Origin of the sequence: Streptomyces sp. NBC_00038, from assembly GCF_026343635.1 — a bacterium.
GTDB lineage: Bacteria > Actinomycetota > Actinomycetes > Streptomycetales > Streptomycetaceae > Streptomyces.
Genome location: NZ_JAPELQ010000001.1, coordinates 9,151,026 through 9,166,341, shown reverse-complemented (window position 1 = coordinate 9,166,341; position 15,316 = coordinate 9,151,026). Strand labels below are relative to the sequence as shown.

The following is a 15,316-nucleotide window of genomic DNA, read 5'->3' as shown; positions in this document are numbered from 1 at the left end:
CGACCTCAGGGAGCTATTCCGACGCCGTCGATGCGGCTCCAGGATTTCTCCCGGGCGGCGGTCATGGCCGGCCAAGCGAGCCCGCCCGGCCGTGCGTTGACCCGTGACGCGTAGGGGCCCGGGTGGAAGTCCGGGTCGTAGAAGCAGCCGGTGCCGTACGTCTCGTCGAACGCCGCGCACGATGCCGCGATCGACCGGGCCGTCGGCTTCTTTCCGGTGCGCACCCACGCGTCCAGGGCGGAGATGGAGTTGGCGTACTCCGAGTTGCTCAGTCCGCTGTGCTCGCTCTCGCCGGTGAACGTCTGCACCAAGTACTTCTCCCGGTGCGCGCCTTGGAGGGAGGCTCGGTAGGCCGCCTCGTGTTCGACGAACGCCGTCGGGTCGTCGATCGCGTGGAGGGTGAGGACCGGGATGGCGACCTTGCCGGTGAGGTCGCTGTCGTAGGACAGGTCCCGTACGGCGGTCGGGTCGGCGGAGAACCGCGCGACGCCGGCGTTGAGCGCCTTGTCGTCGTGTGAACCGGCGTACCGCACGCCCTGGTTGCTGAACGGATTGCGGTCGCCGAGCCGGTTGTGCACGATGTCGCGGAAGGTGAAGGTCGCGAACCGCAGGTGTGACTCCAGGGTGCGCTCGGGGATCTTCGTGACGGCGAGGATGTCGTCGAGGTTGCGCTGCTGCAGCGCGGTCCGCTCCTGCGGGGCGGATGCGAATCCCGTGCATTCCTGCAGGCGGGCGCGGAGCCCGGCGGATGTCATGGTCGAGTCGGCGCGCAGCCCTTGCCACAGCGGGTACTGGGGCTCGCTGGGACGCGGGTGGTTCTGGCAGTAGTACTGGTAGACCACGCGCAGGTCGACCCGGTAGTCGTAGCCGCGTGAGCCGCCGCCGAGGACGCCGTTGGTGAGCAGGGCTCCGTCGTACGGCCCGTTCTTCTTGCCGTAGGTCTCCACGACCTTGGCGGCGACGTTCCCGCCCCAGGACTGGCCGTGCACGTAGGTGCGTTTCGGCTTGCCGAACTCCTCTACGAACAGGCGCCGCAGGTTCTCGGTGTCGGCGGCCGCCATCCGGGTGCCGTAGCCACCGCGCCGATAGGACGAGCCGGCCCAGGCGTAGCCCTCGTCCACCATGACCGACCAGCGGTCCAGATCGTCGACGCTGCGGCCGGGGTCGGAGCCTTCGCCGAGGTCGGGGCCGCCGTGGGCATGTACGACGAGCGAGCCGTTCCATGTCTTGGGGACGGCGATCGCGTAGAAGGCCCCGTTCGCATCCTGGCCGGTGTAGCAGGTGGCCTTTCCCGCCAGGTTCGACGGGCATGCGGTGGAAACCGGATGGCCCGCCTCAGCCTGGGCCGAAGGCGCGCTCGTGAGAGCGCCGACTACGACGCCGGCAAGGCAGGCGGCCAACCCGATTCGGCGCTGCTTGGCCGACCGGAACCGTCTGGGGATGCGTGCGAACGTTCGGGTCCTGTCCATGCTGCGGCTCCCTGTACTCGCGGACGCACCGTTGCGCCGCGAGTGGTGATGCTAAGGAGGCCGCGACCGAGGGGCCACGCTCTTGATCGTTATGTTCATTGTGTTCTCACAGCACTGCGCCGCCCTCGGCCTACACCTCTCAGCCGCTCGGCCCGAGCCTTCCGCCGTACGCAGTCAAGCCCGAAACTAGGCTTCACTGTCATCGGCGTAGTCGCTGTCCTCGTCGCCCTCGTGGCCCTTGGCGCTCACAAGAGCCCACACGACAAAGGCGAGCACCAGGCCACCGAAGATCGCCGTGGTGAGGTAGCCCTGGATGATGCCGATGATCAGTAACACGGCACCAAATGCCAGCATCAGGACCAAGGCACACACGCCGACCTCCGGAATTGGCATCCGTCCCGGCTTCGCATCATACGAGCGTTGCTCGGACCCCGTGAATCCCAACTCCGCCGCATTCCGCACCGTCAGGTGACAGCAACCAACCGCGACATGAGGCTGACGAACTGACGTCGCTGAGCAACCGTCAAGGGCGCCAACACAGCTTCTTGGATCTGGTCGATCACGTCGTCGAGGTCGAGGAGGGTGTCCAGGCCCTGGGGCGTAATCGTCACGATGTTTCGACGCTTGTGGTCGGGGTTGACCCTGCGTTCGATGAGGCCGCGTGATTCGAGTTCGGTGAGTGCCGCGGTGACGTCGCTTCGGTCGATCCCGGTATCGCGGCCGAGGTCGGCCTGGCTTGCGGGCCCCCACTGCTCGAGTGCGGCGAGCAACCGGTAGTGGTACCCGCGCAGGCCATCGCCCTTGGCTTCGAATCCGGCGGCGAGCAGTGCCGCGGACTGCGCGTAGGCCCGACCGATGAGCCAGGTTGGGCGGTCCTTGAGCCGATCCGGCGTACGGCCGGGCTGAACGGGATGCGCAGGCATGCCTGCAGATTACCCAATTGTGGGGACGGCCAACAATGCCCATGTTGGATGTATGTTGGACAAGCCAACATTGGCTGGGCCAACATAGGAGGCGGGCGCAGCACGTATCCACCACCCACCCACGCGCCGCGTCCCCGGCGGCGACGAACCGATGGCGGACCCGCAACTCGACCAGCCGCAGCGCATCGCCGGCTTCGAATCCATCACCAAGGAGATCTGTCGATGAACACCACGCCCGCCAACGAACCCGATCGCATCCTCGTGGTCGGCCGCAGCCCCAGCGTCCTCGTCGCCGCAGTCGACATCCTGCGCGCCAAGGGCTACACCGCCGACGCGACCAACCAGTTCGACCACGTCCTCGACGACTACGACGTCACCGACCTCGACGTAATGGTCTTCGGCGGGATGGTCCCGGCCGACACCAAGCAATACCTGCGCGGCGAAGTCTCCAAGCGCAACCCGCGGGTGAGGTTCATCCAGGGACTCGCAGGCATCGCCGGTGTCATCGCCGCCCAGGTCGAGGCCCTCACCTCCGACGAGCAACTAGGCCCGGACGGTGCCGAAATCACCTACGACGCCGCCCGCCGATGCGCGCAGCTGACACTCGAAGAACCCGCACACGCCACCGTCGAGGCCCTATGGGTCACCTCCTTCACACCCCCCGAGCCCAAGAGCACCTCGACGCGAGTCTTCGACGGCAATCTCGAGGCCGGATTCCACACGATCCCGCTGCCCGACCGGGTGCCGTTTGAAGCCTCCTTCACCACCGTCGCCGTCGACGACCTGGTCCGCGTGTTCACCGTCGGCGCGATGCCCAACGCGATCACACGGATGGCCCCTACCTCGGCGAACGACAAGCGACTCCCCGAAGTCCGCCAGGTCACCACGAGCAGCAATGACGACTGACGCAAGCGAGGACGGTTCAGGCTCCCGGCCCGAGCTTCCCAGCCGTACCACCCACACGAAAAGGGCCCCCGCAGGCTCTCGCCCGCGAAGACCCTTCGCACCGTCGGGACGACAGGATTTGAACCTGCGACCCCTTGACCCCCAGTTGCGGAGCCCCGGAGCGGCGTGCGATGGGTCGTTCTTCGAGGTCAGTGTCCAGCGTACTCAGCCGAGTAGAGGAGTCTGTGTGTTCAGGCCTCCGCCGGACGGCCCCGTCGCCTCACGCACCGCCTTCCAGTGATCGAGGGGAGCCACTGCGAGCTCTGGTGCCTCCATCGGCGCGCTTCAAGCGAGAGCCGGCAAGTCAGCACATCTGCACGGTCCTTGCACACTGAGTCATCTGCGCCCGGCGGGAAATGCTCAGGTAACCGTGAGCTCTATCGTGTGCCGGCCTGTTGCCCCGTCAGGCAACGGCTTGTGCACCCGTCCTGTCTGTACCTGGCCGGTGTTGTCGGTGGCGCGTACTTGCAGGCGATGCTTGCCGGGCGTCGCCTGCCACGGCCAGCTCCACTGCCGCCATGTGTCCACCGACGGCACCGCCGCGAGCTGTGCCTGCTGCCATGGCCCGTCATCCACGCGAACCTCCACCACGGACACCCCACGATGCTGCGCCCACGCCACCCCGGCCACCATCACCAGACCTTGCTCCAGACGCTTGCCCGCGGCCGGTGTGTCAATCCGCGACTGTGTCTTCACCGGAGCCAACGCCGCGTAATCCCGCCGCACCCAATAGGCGCTGAAGTCCGAGAAACGACTCAGCTCCAGCTCCGTCAACCACTTCGTCGCAGATACGTATCCGTACAGTCCGGGCACCACCATCCGGACCGGGAACCCGTGCTCGACCGGCAGTGGCTCCCCGTTCATTCCGACCGCCAGCAACGCGTCCCGCCCGTCACGCAACGCTGCCGTCGGCGTTCCGGCCGTGTAGCCGTCCACGGAACGGCTCACCACCTGATCCGCCCCGCCCTCCGGCTCGACTTCATCCAGCAGATCCTTGATCGGTACCCCCAACCACCGCGCGTTGCCGATCAACTCACCGCCGACCTCATTGGACACACACGCCAGCGTGATGTACCGCTCCACCATCGGCCGCGCCAGCAATTGCTCGTACGTCAGCGTCAGCGGCCGTTTCACCCGGCCATGAACCCTCAGCCGCCAGTCCTTCGGTTCCATCTGTGGCACCGTCAATGCGGTGTCGATCCGGTAGAAGTCCGCGTTCCTGGTCACGAACGGCTCCGCTCCGGGCACGCCGGCGGAGACCTTGGCGGACAACGGCGGTGCCGGGCTCGACGGCGATGGAAGTACCACCGCGTCCCGGGCCGCGGCCACACGCTGTGCCCAGAGCCGGCGTCCGCCCGGTACAGCCACCGCGGCCGCACCGATAGCCCCGACCGCCAGTGCGAGAAACCGTCGCCGGTCCGGTGGCTGTCCCGCGCCGTCCACCACCGGCATGCCGGCATCCGACGACGGTGAACGGGCGCCCTGCACAGGGGTGGGGGCTTCCTGCGCCGGCACGTTCGTTTCCGGGCCGGTGTCCCCCAGGTCTGGTGCCGATACCGCAGCGCGGCGCGGCAGGGTGCGACGCAGCAGCACCAGAAGACCTGCGGCGGCCAGTGCACCAACCACCGTCGGCAGCGGGTACGCCCACGTGGCGCCGGCCCGGGTGGCTGACGCGAGTACGCCGACCATCCCGAACACAGCGACGCCGGCCAGCCCGTATGCGAGTCGGCGCATGGCCAGTGCACCGATGAACGCGGCGAAGACCGCCAACACAGCCACGATTCCCGCCTGCAGCGCCAGCTTGTCGTACGTGTAGAACAGCGTGACTGCGAACTCCTTGACCGGAGTCGGCGCGGCGTCCACGGCGACGCCTCCCACTGCCACGAGTGGTGCTGAGGGCCCGCCCGTCGCGGCTGCCACCAGTTCACCGACGCCCAGGGCGAGTGCGGTGGCCGCGACGCCGGCAAGCTCGCCGTACCACTGCTTGGGCGGTTTCACCGGTGCCGGCCGTCCTGTCATCGGAGTCTCCATGTCGGTATCGGACAGTTGGTGGGCGCTTATCGGCTGACCCGGCGTCGCCGGGAGATGCCGACGCCAAGCAGGGCCAGGCCGACGACCACCACGATCGGTCCGACGACCGCCCACAGCGTCACGCCGCTCATCGCGGAGCCCTTCATGACGTCGAGTCCCTGCAAGGTCCAGCCCGCGCCGAAAAGGACCAGCAGTGCACCGAGGACGAGGACGAACCAGTTCTTCTTCATGGGGTACCTCCAGGTGTGGAGCCGAGGTTCTCGGTTAAGAGCGTGACGGTTCGGTGGCCGCGACCGGAACAACGCTTGGTTGGACCCCCTTGTCAACCGATCGACGTACGCACGGCCCCACCGGTGCGTGGACGTTCCTCGGCACCGGGTCAGGCACTCTGGGTGTGAGCGCCCGTAAACTGGCGGGCAGATCTCGGCGGGTGAAGGTGGGCGGGACGTGACAGCGCGCAGCACCGTCGACTTCGGATACCGCTACCGCGTCGGATGGCACGTCCTCATCGCCGCCGTCGCGATACCCCTGGCCGTTGCCATAACGGCCGACGTCACCGTCGCGCTCGGACAACGCCTCCTTGCCCTCGGCACGCTCGCCGTCATCGTCGCCTGGTACGCCCTGGTCGCTCCCCTGGCCATGGAAAACCGCGACGAGCGTTGGGGCGCGGCCTATTTCGCCGTCCTGGCGGTCGCCTTCCCGCTCCTGCTCGCCATCGCCCCGATCAGTGGCGCACTGCTGTTCGCGCTCGGCCCACAGCTGTTCGTGATGGTCGCGAGGTGGCGGATACGTATACCGCTGCTCCTCATCCTCTACGCCGAACTCGCCTGGGCCATGCTGGCGCCGGTCGGAGTCGGCCGCTACACGCTGGCGATGATCGGCGTGACCGTTCTGGTACCCATGACCGTGACGATCCTCGTGGGCGCCTATCTGACCGGCATCCGCGAGCAGAACCGCAAACGGGCCGCGCTGATCGAAGAACTGACCCGGACACGGGCAGCGCTGGAACGCGCGGGCCACCAGGCAGGCGTCCATGCCGAACGCGAACGTCTGGCCGCCGAGATCCACGACACCCTGGCACAGGGCTTCACCAGCATCCTCATGCTCGCCCAAGTCGCACGGACGACCCTGCACCGGGATCCGGCGGCCGCCGACAGCCAGCTCGACATCCTTGAACAGACCGCCCGCGAGAACCTCGCCGAGGCACGCTCGCTGATCGCCGCATTGGCCCCGGCCGACCTGACCGGCCGCAGCCTCGCGGATGCGCTGGACCGGCTCGCCGCCCGGCATACCCGCGACACGGGTACGCGCGTCGAGGTGTCGATCTTCGGCGAGCGGTCCGGCGCGCCGACAGGCACCGACATCGCCCTGCTGCGCACCGCGCAGGAAGCCTTGGCCAACGTCGGCAAGCACGCCGACGCCACAACGGTGCAGATTGAACTGCGCCACGAAAACGGCCTCATGGCGCTGGCCGTGACCGATGACGGCAAGGGCTTCGACCCGGCCACCGTCCGCGGTGGATACGGACTGCCCGGCATTGGCACCCGCGCCACCGGCCTCGGCGGGACCTGCACGGTGCGATCAGCTCCTGGCCAGGGCGCCACGGTGCGGGTCGAGCTGCCGCTGGCCCCGGCCGAGCAGGCGGCGCGTAACCTGCAGCCTGTGCTTGACCTCAGCTCCACACCCGACCACTGAGCGGGCGGAACCGGCTCGATGACTGTCCACATCCTGATCGTCGACGACCATCCCGTCGTACGCTTCGGCCTCCGCGGGATGCTTGAGGCCTACGACGACCTGCGGGTCGTTGGAGAGGCAGGCTCCGGCGACGAGGCGATCGTCCTCGCCGCCGCGACGCGCCCGGACGTCATCCTGATGGATCTGCGGATGCCGGGCACCGATGGCGCCACCGCGACGGCGCGCATCCGCCAGGAGCACCCCGGCATTCGCGTGCTAGTGCTGACCACCTACGAAGGTGACGCCGACATCCTGCCGGCGATCGAGGCCGGCGCCACCGGTTACCTGCTCAAGGACACGCCGATCGGTACCCTCACCGACGCGATCCGGGCGGCCGCCCGCGGCGAAACCGTCCTCGCCCCACTGGTAGCCGCCCGGCTGGTGACCCACATGCAGGCACCGGCCGGAGAGCAGTTGACCCCCCGTGAAGTTCAGGTACTCGGCCTCGTCGCGCGAGGTCTGTCCAACAGCGAGATCGGCCGGCAGCTGTACATCGGCGAAGCGACGGTGAAGACGCACCTGCTGCGCACGTTCGTCAAGCTGGGTGTCAACGACCGCACCGCAGCCGTCACCATCGCTCTCTCGCGCGGCATCCTCACCACACCACACCAATGACGCTCCGCATGCCGGCCATTGCGCACATCTGCGACTGACGACCAGCTCGGTAGGAGTTCAGGCGTCCGCTCAGAGGGGCGCGGCGATCCATCGTCTGGCCGACGACGAGGTCGCAGCACGGGGTGGTGGCCACTACATCTCCAGGGTCGTGCCCATGCCGTGGGCGCGGGCGACGTCGTGGACCACCGCCGCCGCGGCGACATCGAGCGCGGCGTGGCCCGTCTACTTGAAGACTGTCAGCTCGGTGGGTCCCCGACGGCCGGGATGGCTGCCGTCGAGGACCGAGCCGAGGAGGGTGATCCGGTGTGGCGGGATGCCTTGCATTTCGTGGGTCCCGGCCGGCGGAGCCGAGGCGGCGGCACCCGGCCATTCGACGAAGAGGGATCCGGTGCGGACGGTGTCGGGGGCGAGTTCGTGGCCGTGGGAGCCGCCGACGGAGCTGATGTGGGCGCATTTGGCCGGCCACGACGGGTCGAGCACGGGTTCCCGGGCGCTGGTGCAGCAGAACACGACGTCGGCCTCCCGGCCGCTTCCTCGATGGAGCCCGCGGAGGCGTTCGGGTGCAGTTCCGCGAGCCGCCGGGCGCGTTCAAGGTCGTGCCCGCCCACGACGAGGGGTGCGTCGGCGTCGGTCGTCGCGAGTAGTTCGACCTGGGCGTGGGCTTGAACTCCCGTGCCCAGTAAGGCGATCCGGTCCGGGCGGGGGCGCGCCAGCGCGCGCATGCCGATCGTCGCGACGGCGGCGGTGCGCACGGCGGTGACCGGTTCGGCGTCCATGAGCGCGAGCGGGCGGCCGTCGTGTTCGCCGAACAGGGCTACGACGCCTCGGTGCGCGCTGCCGCCTGTCCGGCCGGGCGCGGCGAAGACCGACACCAACTTGGCGGCCAGACCGAGGCCTGGAACGTATCCCGGCATGGCGCCGAGGAGTCCCGCGGGCGCTTGCGCGGCGATCCGGGCAGGGGCCGAGACCTCGCCGCGGCTGATCGAAACGAGCGCCTGAGTGACCGCTGTCAGCACCCGCGCCGGATCCAGGCAGGACCGGGTCTGCGAGCGGTCGAGGACCAGTACGCCGCTCACGCGGGATCCTCCTGCGGCGACGAGGAAAAGCCCGTCAGCGCGTCCTGCAGTGCGCTCATCGCGCCGCGGAGATGCCGCTTCAACTCGGGCAGGTGCGGCTCGTCGAACTCGGCGTCGAGCCCGACCAGGGTGAGCGCGCAGATCGGCCACCCCTTCGCGGAGACCACGACCCGGCTCACCGACGCGACGAGTTGCACGGCGCGACCGCGCTCGAAGGCGTGACCGGTGCGCTCGGCCTCCTCGATGTCCGCCAGTAGGCCTTCCGGGCCGGCGAGCGGATGACCGGCCTCCTCCGCCAGGCGCAGATAAGGGGCGCCGCGCGTCCTTGTCGAGCAGTGCCACCAACGCCACTGGACCGGCGAATCTGTGGACGGGGAGCATCTCGTCCCGCAGATGATTGATCATCTCCAGCCGCAGCGGTCGTACGACGTCGATCACACGCCAGCGGTCGGCTTCCAGCACCTGAAGGTTCACCATCATGCCGGTGAGCTCCGAGAGGGCCTCCAGCATCGGGCGCCCCACTGCGACAAGCGAGTTGTGCGCGGCCGAGTGCGACAGCTGGAGCGCTGCCGCGCCGACCACCTGTCGGGCTCGGATCCGAAAGCGGACATCGCGGCGATGATGCGCTACGCCGGCGACAAGCTCCAGCACGTGCACATCGCCGACTCCTTCAACCACAAGGGCTCCTCCGGCCTGCGCTACATCCTCAACCCGCCAGGCACCACCGCCCGCATCCACCAGCACCTCGACATCGGCCAGGACGAGGTCGACTGGGATGCCTTCTTCGGCACACTCCGCGAGCTGGACTTCGACGGCGTGGCCACCGCCTGCGTCTTCGCCTGGGAGGAACGCGCCCGCGAGTCCTCAACCGTCATGCTCGACCACATCACCAAGGAACTCGCTGTGTGATCGACCGCCCCATCAGACCGACATGAGACACGCTCCGGGAGCCGGCGGACACGGTCACGCTGTACCAGTCGCGCCCGAAGCAACCATCAAGTAGGCCGCCGCCGATCCGGGAGGCAACCGCCGGGCCGCCCAAACCGCTGGAGGCGGAGCACGCAGCCCCGCGAAGGAAGGTCCGTGAGCTGGAGGAGGAGCGCGAGATCCTGAGGACGGTCTGTTCCTGTCCTTGTGGCCTCAACGCGGCCTCAATGAGGCCGCAAGGGGCAAGACCCACGGCGTCGAGAGTGATCTCGCCGGCTGGACAGGACCTCTCGAATTCGCCCGCGGCGGATTCCCCTACCGACGGGCGAGGCTCCACCACATGTGCGGGCGTGGAATCTCGTGCCCGTTTCCGCGGTGCCGATGTCTGGCTTGCCTCGGTATAGAGAGCCCTGGCGCGCCGGTCGTCGGCAGCGTCTCGGCCCGCCCCGGCCACCTCCCCGTCGGATCAGACCGTGAACTCCCGGATCACTACGTTCCGGAACACCGCCTGCCCGTCGATCGTGAACAGCGCCAGTGCGGTGTCGGACGGGTCGGGGAAGGCCTCTGTCGAGTGCACGTACCGGCCGTCGCCGACGAACATCTCGACGGACGTGCGGTCGACGAGGATCCGCAGGCGGACCGTGCCGGCGGACAGGTCGAACGGCGTGCGGCTCTCCTGCCAGCGGCCGGAGGTGTCGGGGTTCACGGTGTAACCGCGGTTGACGAAGGCGTAGTCGCCGTAGACCCCCGCGTCGATGTGCCGCCCACCGTCCGACGACCGCCGCAACTGGAGGCCGGCGCCCACCAGTTGGTCCCAGGTGATCTCACAGGTCAGCTCGTACGCGGTACCCGTGTAGTCGAGCGGTCGTGTGCCATCGACCGCGATGTCGCCGAGGTCCACCGTGCGCGACACATGGTCGTCCAGGGCCGCCACCGGCTGGGACGCCAGGTAATACGTGCCCGACGCGTGCTTCAGTCGTACCTCGCGGACGATCGAGTCGGTGCCGTTGAAGCCGTCGCACTCGATGGTGGGCGTGGTGTTCGCGTAGTCCCAGTGGTTCATCCAGCCGATCGCATACCGCGCGTCCGGGTCCAGGACCCCGCTCGCGTCACGTTTGTCGAAGGTGACCGCCGCGTACCAGTCCCAGCCGTGGTCCAGCCACTGGGGATCGGACGCGTCGGCGGTGAAGGTCGTACCGTCGAAGGAACCCGTCCAGTACGCGAACGTGCTCGGCAGACCGGAGCCCTTGCCGTTGGCGCTGACGCCCAGCACCCACTTCCAGGTCCCGTCGTCCGCCCTGATCCGGAACAGGTCGGGGCATTCCAGGACGCCGATGCCGCCCTTGATGAAGCCGCCGACGTACGTCCACGCTTTGAGGTCGGCGGAGTGGTAGAAGCCGACTTTGTCGTTCTCGGCGAGCAGCATCACCCACCGCCCGCGCTCCTCGTCGCGGATCACCTTGGGGTCGCGGAAGTCCCGTACGCCGGGGTTGGGGAGGACCGGGGCGGTGCCGTGGTTGGTGAAGGTACGGCCGTCGTCCGTCGAGTAGTACAGGTACTGGGCCTGGGTGACGTCGTCGGGCGCCATGGTGGCGAGGACGATCACCGCGCCCGCGCCGAAGCCCGCCGTGTCGTCCGTGTCGACCACCGCCGAGCCGGACCAGACATCGCCGTTGGGAGTGGTGTCCTTCGGTACGGCGATGCCCCGGTCGGTGAAGGAGACGAGGTCGGTGCTGGTGGCCAGGCGCCAGTTGGTGCCGGCCGTCGTGCCGCCCGTCGAGTAGTCGGGGTTGTAGAGGTAGTAGTAGTGGTACTCGCCGTCGATCCAGATCGGGCGCTGCGGGTCGTTCATCCACTGGTCGGGGACCGTGAAGTGGTACTCGGCGCGGTAGCTGCCCGTGCACGCGGCCGTCGCCTCGCGGGGCACCGCCACCGCCGGTCCCACGAGGTCCGGCAGCAGAACACCGGCGGCGCCGACGGCCGAGGCCGTCAGCAGCGACCGCCTGGACAGTGTCTCCGCTGGGCCGAGCGAACTCCTCTTCATGCCACGCATCGTGCGGCTCCCTTCCCCGACGTCGTCGTCGGGACACGGCTCATGTTGAACGGAACCGTAAACCTAACTCGTTAAAGGTCAAGCCCTCGTGCACCGGCCGTTCCCTTAACTTCCCATCCGTGCACGCCCCTTGACAGCGCCGTAGCGAGGTTCTCATCATCATGGAATCCAACTTCGGCTAACACGAGTTAGGCTCGCCGATGACCGACTCGCTCCTCTCCCGACGGGCCCTGATGCGCTACGGCGCGTACGGCACCGGAGCCGCCGCGCTCGCCGGTGTCGCGGCCGGCTGGGACCGCCTCACGGCCGCCGACATCCCCGGCCGCGACGACGGCTCGCTCGTCATCGCCACCCTGGGCTCCGCCTTCAACCCCGAGGCGCAGCGCGCCCTGCGCGACGGATTCCGCGAGGTCCACCCCGACATCAGGATCCGCATCAACCCCGTACAGGCCTACGACTGGTCGGACTTCTTCTCCAAGATCCTCACCCAGATCGCCGCGGGCACGGCACCCGACCTCGTCTACGTCGCCACCGAGGGCGTGCAGCTCTTCGCCCAGCGACTCGGCGTACCGCTGGACAGGTGGGCGAAGCGGGACGCGGCCGAGCTGCGCACGTACTTCGCCGACGTCCATCCCTCGCTGGTCGAGTCGATGATGTACGAGGGGAGCCTCTACCAGCTGCCGGTCGAGTTCAACGCGGCCGACATGTACCTCAACAACCGGGTCCTCGAACGCGCGGGTGCCGGCCTCCCCGACGACGACTGGACCCACGACGACTTCACCACGCTGCTGCGGGCGATGAAACGCAGCAACGGCGACCGGTTCACCCCGTACTTCTGGACCAACCGGCTGTGGGGCGGAGTGGTCCCCTGGCTCTTCGCCAACGACACCAACCTCCTCACCGAGTCCAAGGCTCCCGGCGGCCACTGGCTCTGGAACTCCTTCTATCCCGAGGCACAGCGGCGCGGCCGGGGCGGCGGCTACCGGTGGACGACCCCCCTGGCCGACTCCGACCGCGTCGCGGAGGTCTACGACTACCTCTCCTCCCTCATCCAGGAGGACCTGTGCACCCGGCCTGAGGGCGGCGACGGCCGCAACCTCGTCGGCGTCTTCTCCACCGGCCGCGTCGGTGTCACACCCGCGGGCGGCTTCTGGGCAGGCGGCCTGCATGAGGCGGGCATGAAACCGGCCGACTACGACGTGCGGTACTTCCCGCGTTGGCGTACCCGGCGTCACCAGTTCGGCGCCGCCGGGTACGCGATGCTGCGCACGTCGAAGTTGCGGGACGAGGCCTGGGAGTTCATCAAGTACACCGCCCGCAAGGACGTGATGACCCAGCTCTTCGCGGCCAACCAGACCACTCCGGCCCGCCGCTCCATGGTCGACGAGGCCCGCTACCGGGAGACCGGCCCGGCTCACTGGCAGGTCTTCTACGACACCCTCGACAAGATCCCCACCACCGGCCCGATCCCGGCCCCGCCGCAGGTCAACGAGGTCGAGCAGCTGCTGATCAAGCACACCGGAACCGCCCTCGCGAGCCCCGGCGCGGTGCGTCCCGCGCTGCGCCGGCTGCAGGGGGACCTGGAGAAGGCCATGGAGCGTGAAGTGTGACGAACACCGAGATCAGGCCCGCAGGACCGGAGCCCGCCCGCACCCGCAAAAGCCGCGGGAACCGCAGGACCGGTCGGACCCGTAAGGCATCCGAGTCCACGGCCGCCAGCACCATCCGCACCCGGGGCACCCGCCTCCTCGCCGTACTGTTCCTCGCGCCCACCGTCGTCGGCATCGTCGTCTTCACGGTCGTACCGATCGTCGGCTCGGTCGTCCTCAGCCTCTTCCAGTGGGACGTGATCGACGACCCGCGGTGGGCCGGAGCGGCCAACTACCGGGAGATCCTGACCGATTCGACGGTCCTCGTCTCCTTCCGCAACACGCTCGTCTTCATGGTGCTCGCGGTCGCACTCCAGTTGCTGATCGCGCTCGTGCTGGCGATCGCGGTGAACGGCCGGATGCCCAAGTGGCTGCGGTCCGTGTTCCGTTCGGCGTTCTTCTTCCCGCTGGTGCTGTCCGCCGCGTCCATCTCGGTGGTGATGAAGTACCTGTTCAACCAGGACTTCGGCCCCGTGAACTGGCTGCTCGGCACGGTCGGTATCCCCTCGGTCCCCTGGCTGACCTCGGAGAACGGGGCGATGGCGGCCGTGGTCCTGGCGTACGTCTGGCAGCAGTTCGGCTTCTCGTTCCTGCTGTTCGTCGGCGGCCTGAACAACATCCCGAAAGAGGTGCACGAGGCGGCTTCGCTGGACGGCGCGAGCGGGGTGCGCAAACACCTCGCCATCACCCTGCCGCTGCTGTCGCCCACGCTGCTGGTGGCGTCCGTGGTCGGCATCATCAACGCCCTCCAGGTCTTCGAGCAGCCGTACGTCCTCACGGCGGGCGGTCCCGGCGACTCGACGCGCACGGTCGTGATGGTCATCTACGAGACGGCCTTCGAGCAGCTCCGCTTCGGCGAGGCGTCCGCCGTGGGCGTCCTGCTCTTCGCCCTGATCATGGCGGTCACCGCACTCCAGTTCCGGCTCAGCCGGCGTTACGTCCACTACCAGTGAGCCGGGTGAGTCAGATGAGTACGAGTTCCCTCTCGGGTCCGGCATCGGTTTCGGCATCGGGGTCGATGCCGGGTCCCCGCACGAGCCCCACCGCGTCACGCGTACGGCACGGCCTGGCGCCCTGGGGCCGGATCGCGGCCCTGGCGCTGTGCGCCCTGTTGACGCTCGGCCCGGTCATCTGGACGGTGTCGACGTCACTGCGCACGCCGGCGGAGTCCTTCGACCTGCCGCCGAGGATCATCCCCACGGACCCCACCGTCGACGCCTACCGCGGGGTCTTCGACCAGATCGACGTCTGGCTGTACGCGCTGAACTCCACCCTGGTGACCGCGCTGATCGCGGCCGGCCAGATGATCACCGCGGGCCTGGCGGGCTATGCCTTCGCCCGCCTCGAATTCCGCTTCAAGAAGCCGCTGTTCGCGCTGGTCCTGGCCACGATGATGGTGCCGTTGCAGGTCACGATGGTCCCGGTCTTCCTGGAACTGAAGACGATGGGTCTGACCGACACCCTGCTCGGCCTCATCGTCCCGGCCTTCCCGACGGCCTTCGGCACCTTCCTGATGCGCCAGTACTTCCTGGGCATGCCGAAGGACCTGGGCGAGGCGGCGATGATCGACGGTGCGGGTCCGTGGCGCGTCTTCCGGTCGGTGTACGCCCCCTTGGCGGCCCCCGGTCTCGCCATCGTCGGCGTGCTGGCCTTCAACTACCACTGGAACGAGTTCTTCCGGCCGCTGATCCTCGAAACCTCCACCGAGAACCTCACGCTGCCCCTGGGCCTCGTCTCCCTCCAGGGCAACCTCGGCACCGGTTCGATCTCCGTCGTCCTCGCCGGAGTCGTCCTCTCCATGATCCCCGCCGTCGTCGTGTTCGTCGTCGGCCAGCGCCCTCTGCGCGAGGGCATCACATCCGCAGGAGTCAATCGTTGAGTTCCGTGAGCCGGT

The 15,316-nt window shown here is 68.5% G+C and carries 14 protein-coding genes and 2 pseudogenes; 7 read left to right on the top strand and 9 right to left on the bottom strand.

Going from position 1 to position 15,316, the window contains the following annotated elements; all coding sequences use genetic code 11:
• Nucleotides 1-5 precede the first annotated feature (5 nt).
• The 3 genes from OG219_RS41055 to OG219_RS41045 form a co-directional block, all read right to left on the bottom strand.
• Nucleotides 6-1,469, bottom strand: coding sequence for a hypothetical protein (locus OG219_RS41055; protein WP_266835485.1), 1,464 nt, complete (start codon nt 1,467-1,469; stop codon nt 6-8).
• Between the two features lie 186 nt (nt 1,470-1,655).
• A complete protein-coding gene (locus OG219_RS41050) occupies nt 1,656-1,841 on the bottom strand; it encodes a hypothetical protein (RefSeq protein ID WP_266835483.1) in 186 nt (61 codons plus the stop codon).
• Nucleotides 1,842-1,933: 92 nt separating this feature from the next.
• Nucleotides 1,934-2,392, bottom strand: coding sequence for a MarR family winged helix-turn-helix transcriptional regulator (locus tag OG219_RS41045; protein WP_266835481.1), 459 nt, complete (start codon nt 2,390-2,392; stop codon nt 1,934-1,936).
• A 222-nt stretch (nt 2,393-2,614) separates the two neighbouring features.
• On the opposite strand from OG219_RS41045, the gene OG219_RS41040 reads away from it, so the two are divergent.
• The gene (locus OG219_RS41040; protein ID WP_266835479.1) at nt 2,615-3,298 is read left to right on the top strand and encodes a hypothetical protein; all 684 of its coding nucleotides are present in this window, start codon (nt 2,615-2,617) and stop codon (nt 3,296-3,298) included.
• Nucleotides 3,299-3,697: 399 nt separating this feature from the next.
• Here the strand turns inward: OG219_RS41040 and OG219_RS41035 are convergent, their stop codons facing one another.
• Nucleotides 3,698-5,356 carry a molybdopterin-dependent oxidoreductase gene (locus OG219_RS41035; protein ID WP_266835477.1) on the bottom strand — a complete coding sequence of 553 codons (1,659 nt, stop codon included), beginning with the start codon at nt 5,354-5,356 and terminating at the stop codon, nt 3,698-3,700.
• Nucleotides 5,357-5,394: 38 nt separating this feature from the next.
• On the bottom strand, nt 5,395-5,598 hold the full coding sequence (locus tag OG219_RS41030; protein WP_266472649.1) for a hypothetical protein: 204 nt from the start codon (nt 5,596-5,598) through the stop codon (nt 5,395-5,397).
• Between the two features lie 217 nt (nt 5,599-5,815).
• On the opposite strand from OG219_RS41030, the gene OG219_RS41025 reads away from it, so the two are divergent.
• Entirely contained in the window at nt 5,816-7,063 is a 1,248-nt protein-coding gene (locus OG219_RS41025; RefSeq protein ID WP_266835475.1) for a sensor histidine kinase, read from the top strand.
• A gap of 18 nt (nt 7,064-7,081) precedes the next feature.
• Nucleotides 7,082-7,717, top strand: a complete 636-nt coding sequence (locus OG219_RS41020) for a response regulator transcription factor (protein ID WP_266835473.1) — start codon at nt 7,082-7,084, stop codon at nt 7,715-7,717.
• A 222-nt stretch (nt 7,718-7,939) separates the two neighbouring features.
• Here the strand turns inward: OG219_RS41020 and OG219_RS41015 are convergent, their stop codons facing one another.
• From OG219_RS41015 to OG219_RS41005, 3 genes and pseudogenes are all read right to left on the bottom strand, one after another.
• Nucleotides 7,940-8,197, bottom strand: coding sequence for a hypothetical protein (locus tag OG219_RS41015; RefSeq protein ID WP_266836411.1), 258 nt, complete (start codon nt 8,195-8,197; stop codon nt 7,940-7,942).
• Between the two features lie 218 nt (nt 8,198-8,415).
• Nucleotides 8,416-8,733: pseudogene (locus OG219_RS41010) on the bottom strand (ornithine cyclodeaminase family protein); the annotation flags it as partial.
• A 56-nt stretch (nt 8,734-8,789) separates the two neighbouring features.
• The gene (locus OG219_RS41005; RefSeq protein ID WP_266835471.1) at nt 8,790-8,990 is read right to left on the bottom strand and encodes a hypothetical protein; all 201 of its coding nucleotides are present in this window, start codon (nt 8,988-8,990) and stop codon (nt 8,790-8,792) included.
• A gap of 382 nt (nt 8,991-9,372) precedes the next feature.
• Between OG219_RS41005 and OG219_RS41000 the strand changes: the two are divergent.
• Nucleotides 9,373-9,702: pseudogene (locus OG219_RS41000) on the top strand (TIM barrel protein); the annotation flags it as partial.
• Between the two features lie 484 nt (nt 9,703-10,186).
• Here the strand turns inward: OG219_RS41000 and OG219_RS40995 are convergent.
• Nucleotides 10,187-11,764 carry a glycoside hydrolase family 32 protein gene (locus tag OG219_RS40995; RefSeq protein ID WP_266835469.1) on the bottom strand — a complete coding sequence of 526 codons (1,578 nt, stop codon included), beginning with the start codon at nt 11,762-11,764 and terminating at the stop codon, nt 10,187-10,189.
• 209 nt (nt 11,765-11,973) lie between these two features.
• Here OG219_RS40995 and OG219_RS40990 point away from each other — a divergent pair, with 209 nt between their 5' ends.
• From OG219_RS40990 to OG219_RS40980, 3 genes are all read left to right on the top strand, one after another.
• Entirely contained in the window at nt 11,974-13,383 is a 1,410-nt protein-coding gene (locus OG219_RS40990; protein WP_266835467.1) for an extracellular solute-binding protein, read from the top strand.
• On the top strand, nt 13,380-14,375 hold the full coding sequence (locus OG219_RS40985; RefSeq protein WP_266835465.1) for a carbohydrate ABC transporter permease: 996 nt from the start codon (nt 13,380-13,382) through the stop codon (nt 14,373-14,375). The genes OG219_RS40990 and OG219_RS40985 overlap by 4 nt, the downstream gene beginning before the upstream one ends.
• 65 nt (nt 14,376-14,440) lie before the next feature.
• Nucleotides 14,441-15,301, top strand: a complete 861-nt coding sequence (locus OG219_RS40980; protein ID WP_266836410.1) for a carbohydrate ABC transporter permease — start codon at nt 14,441-14,443, stop codon at nt 15,299-15,301.
• Nucleotides 15,302-15,316 lie beyond the last annotated feature (15 nt).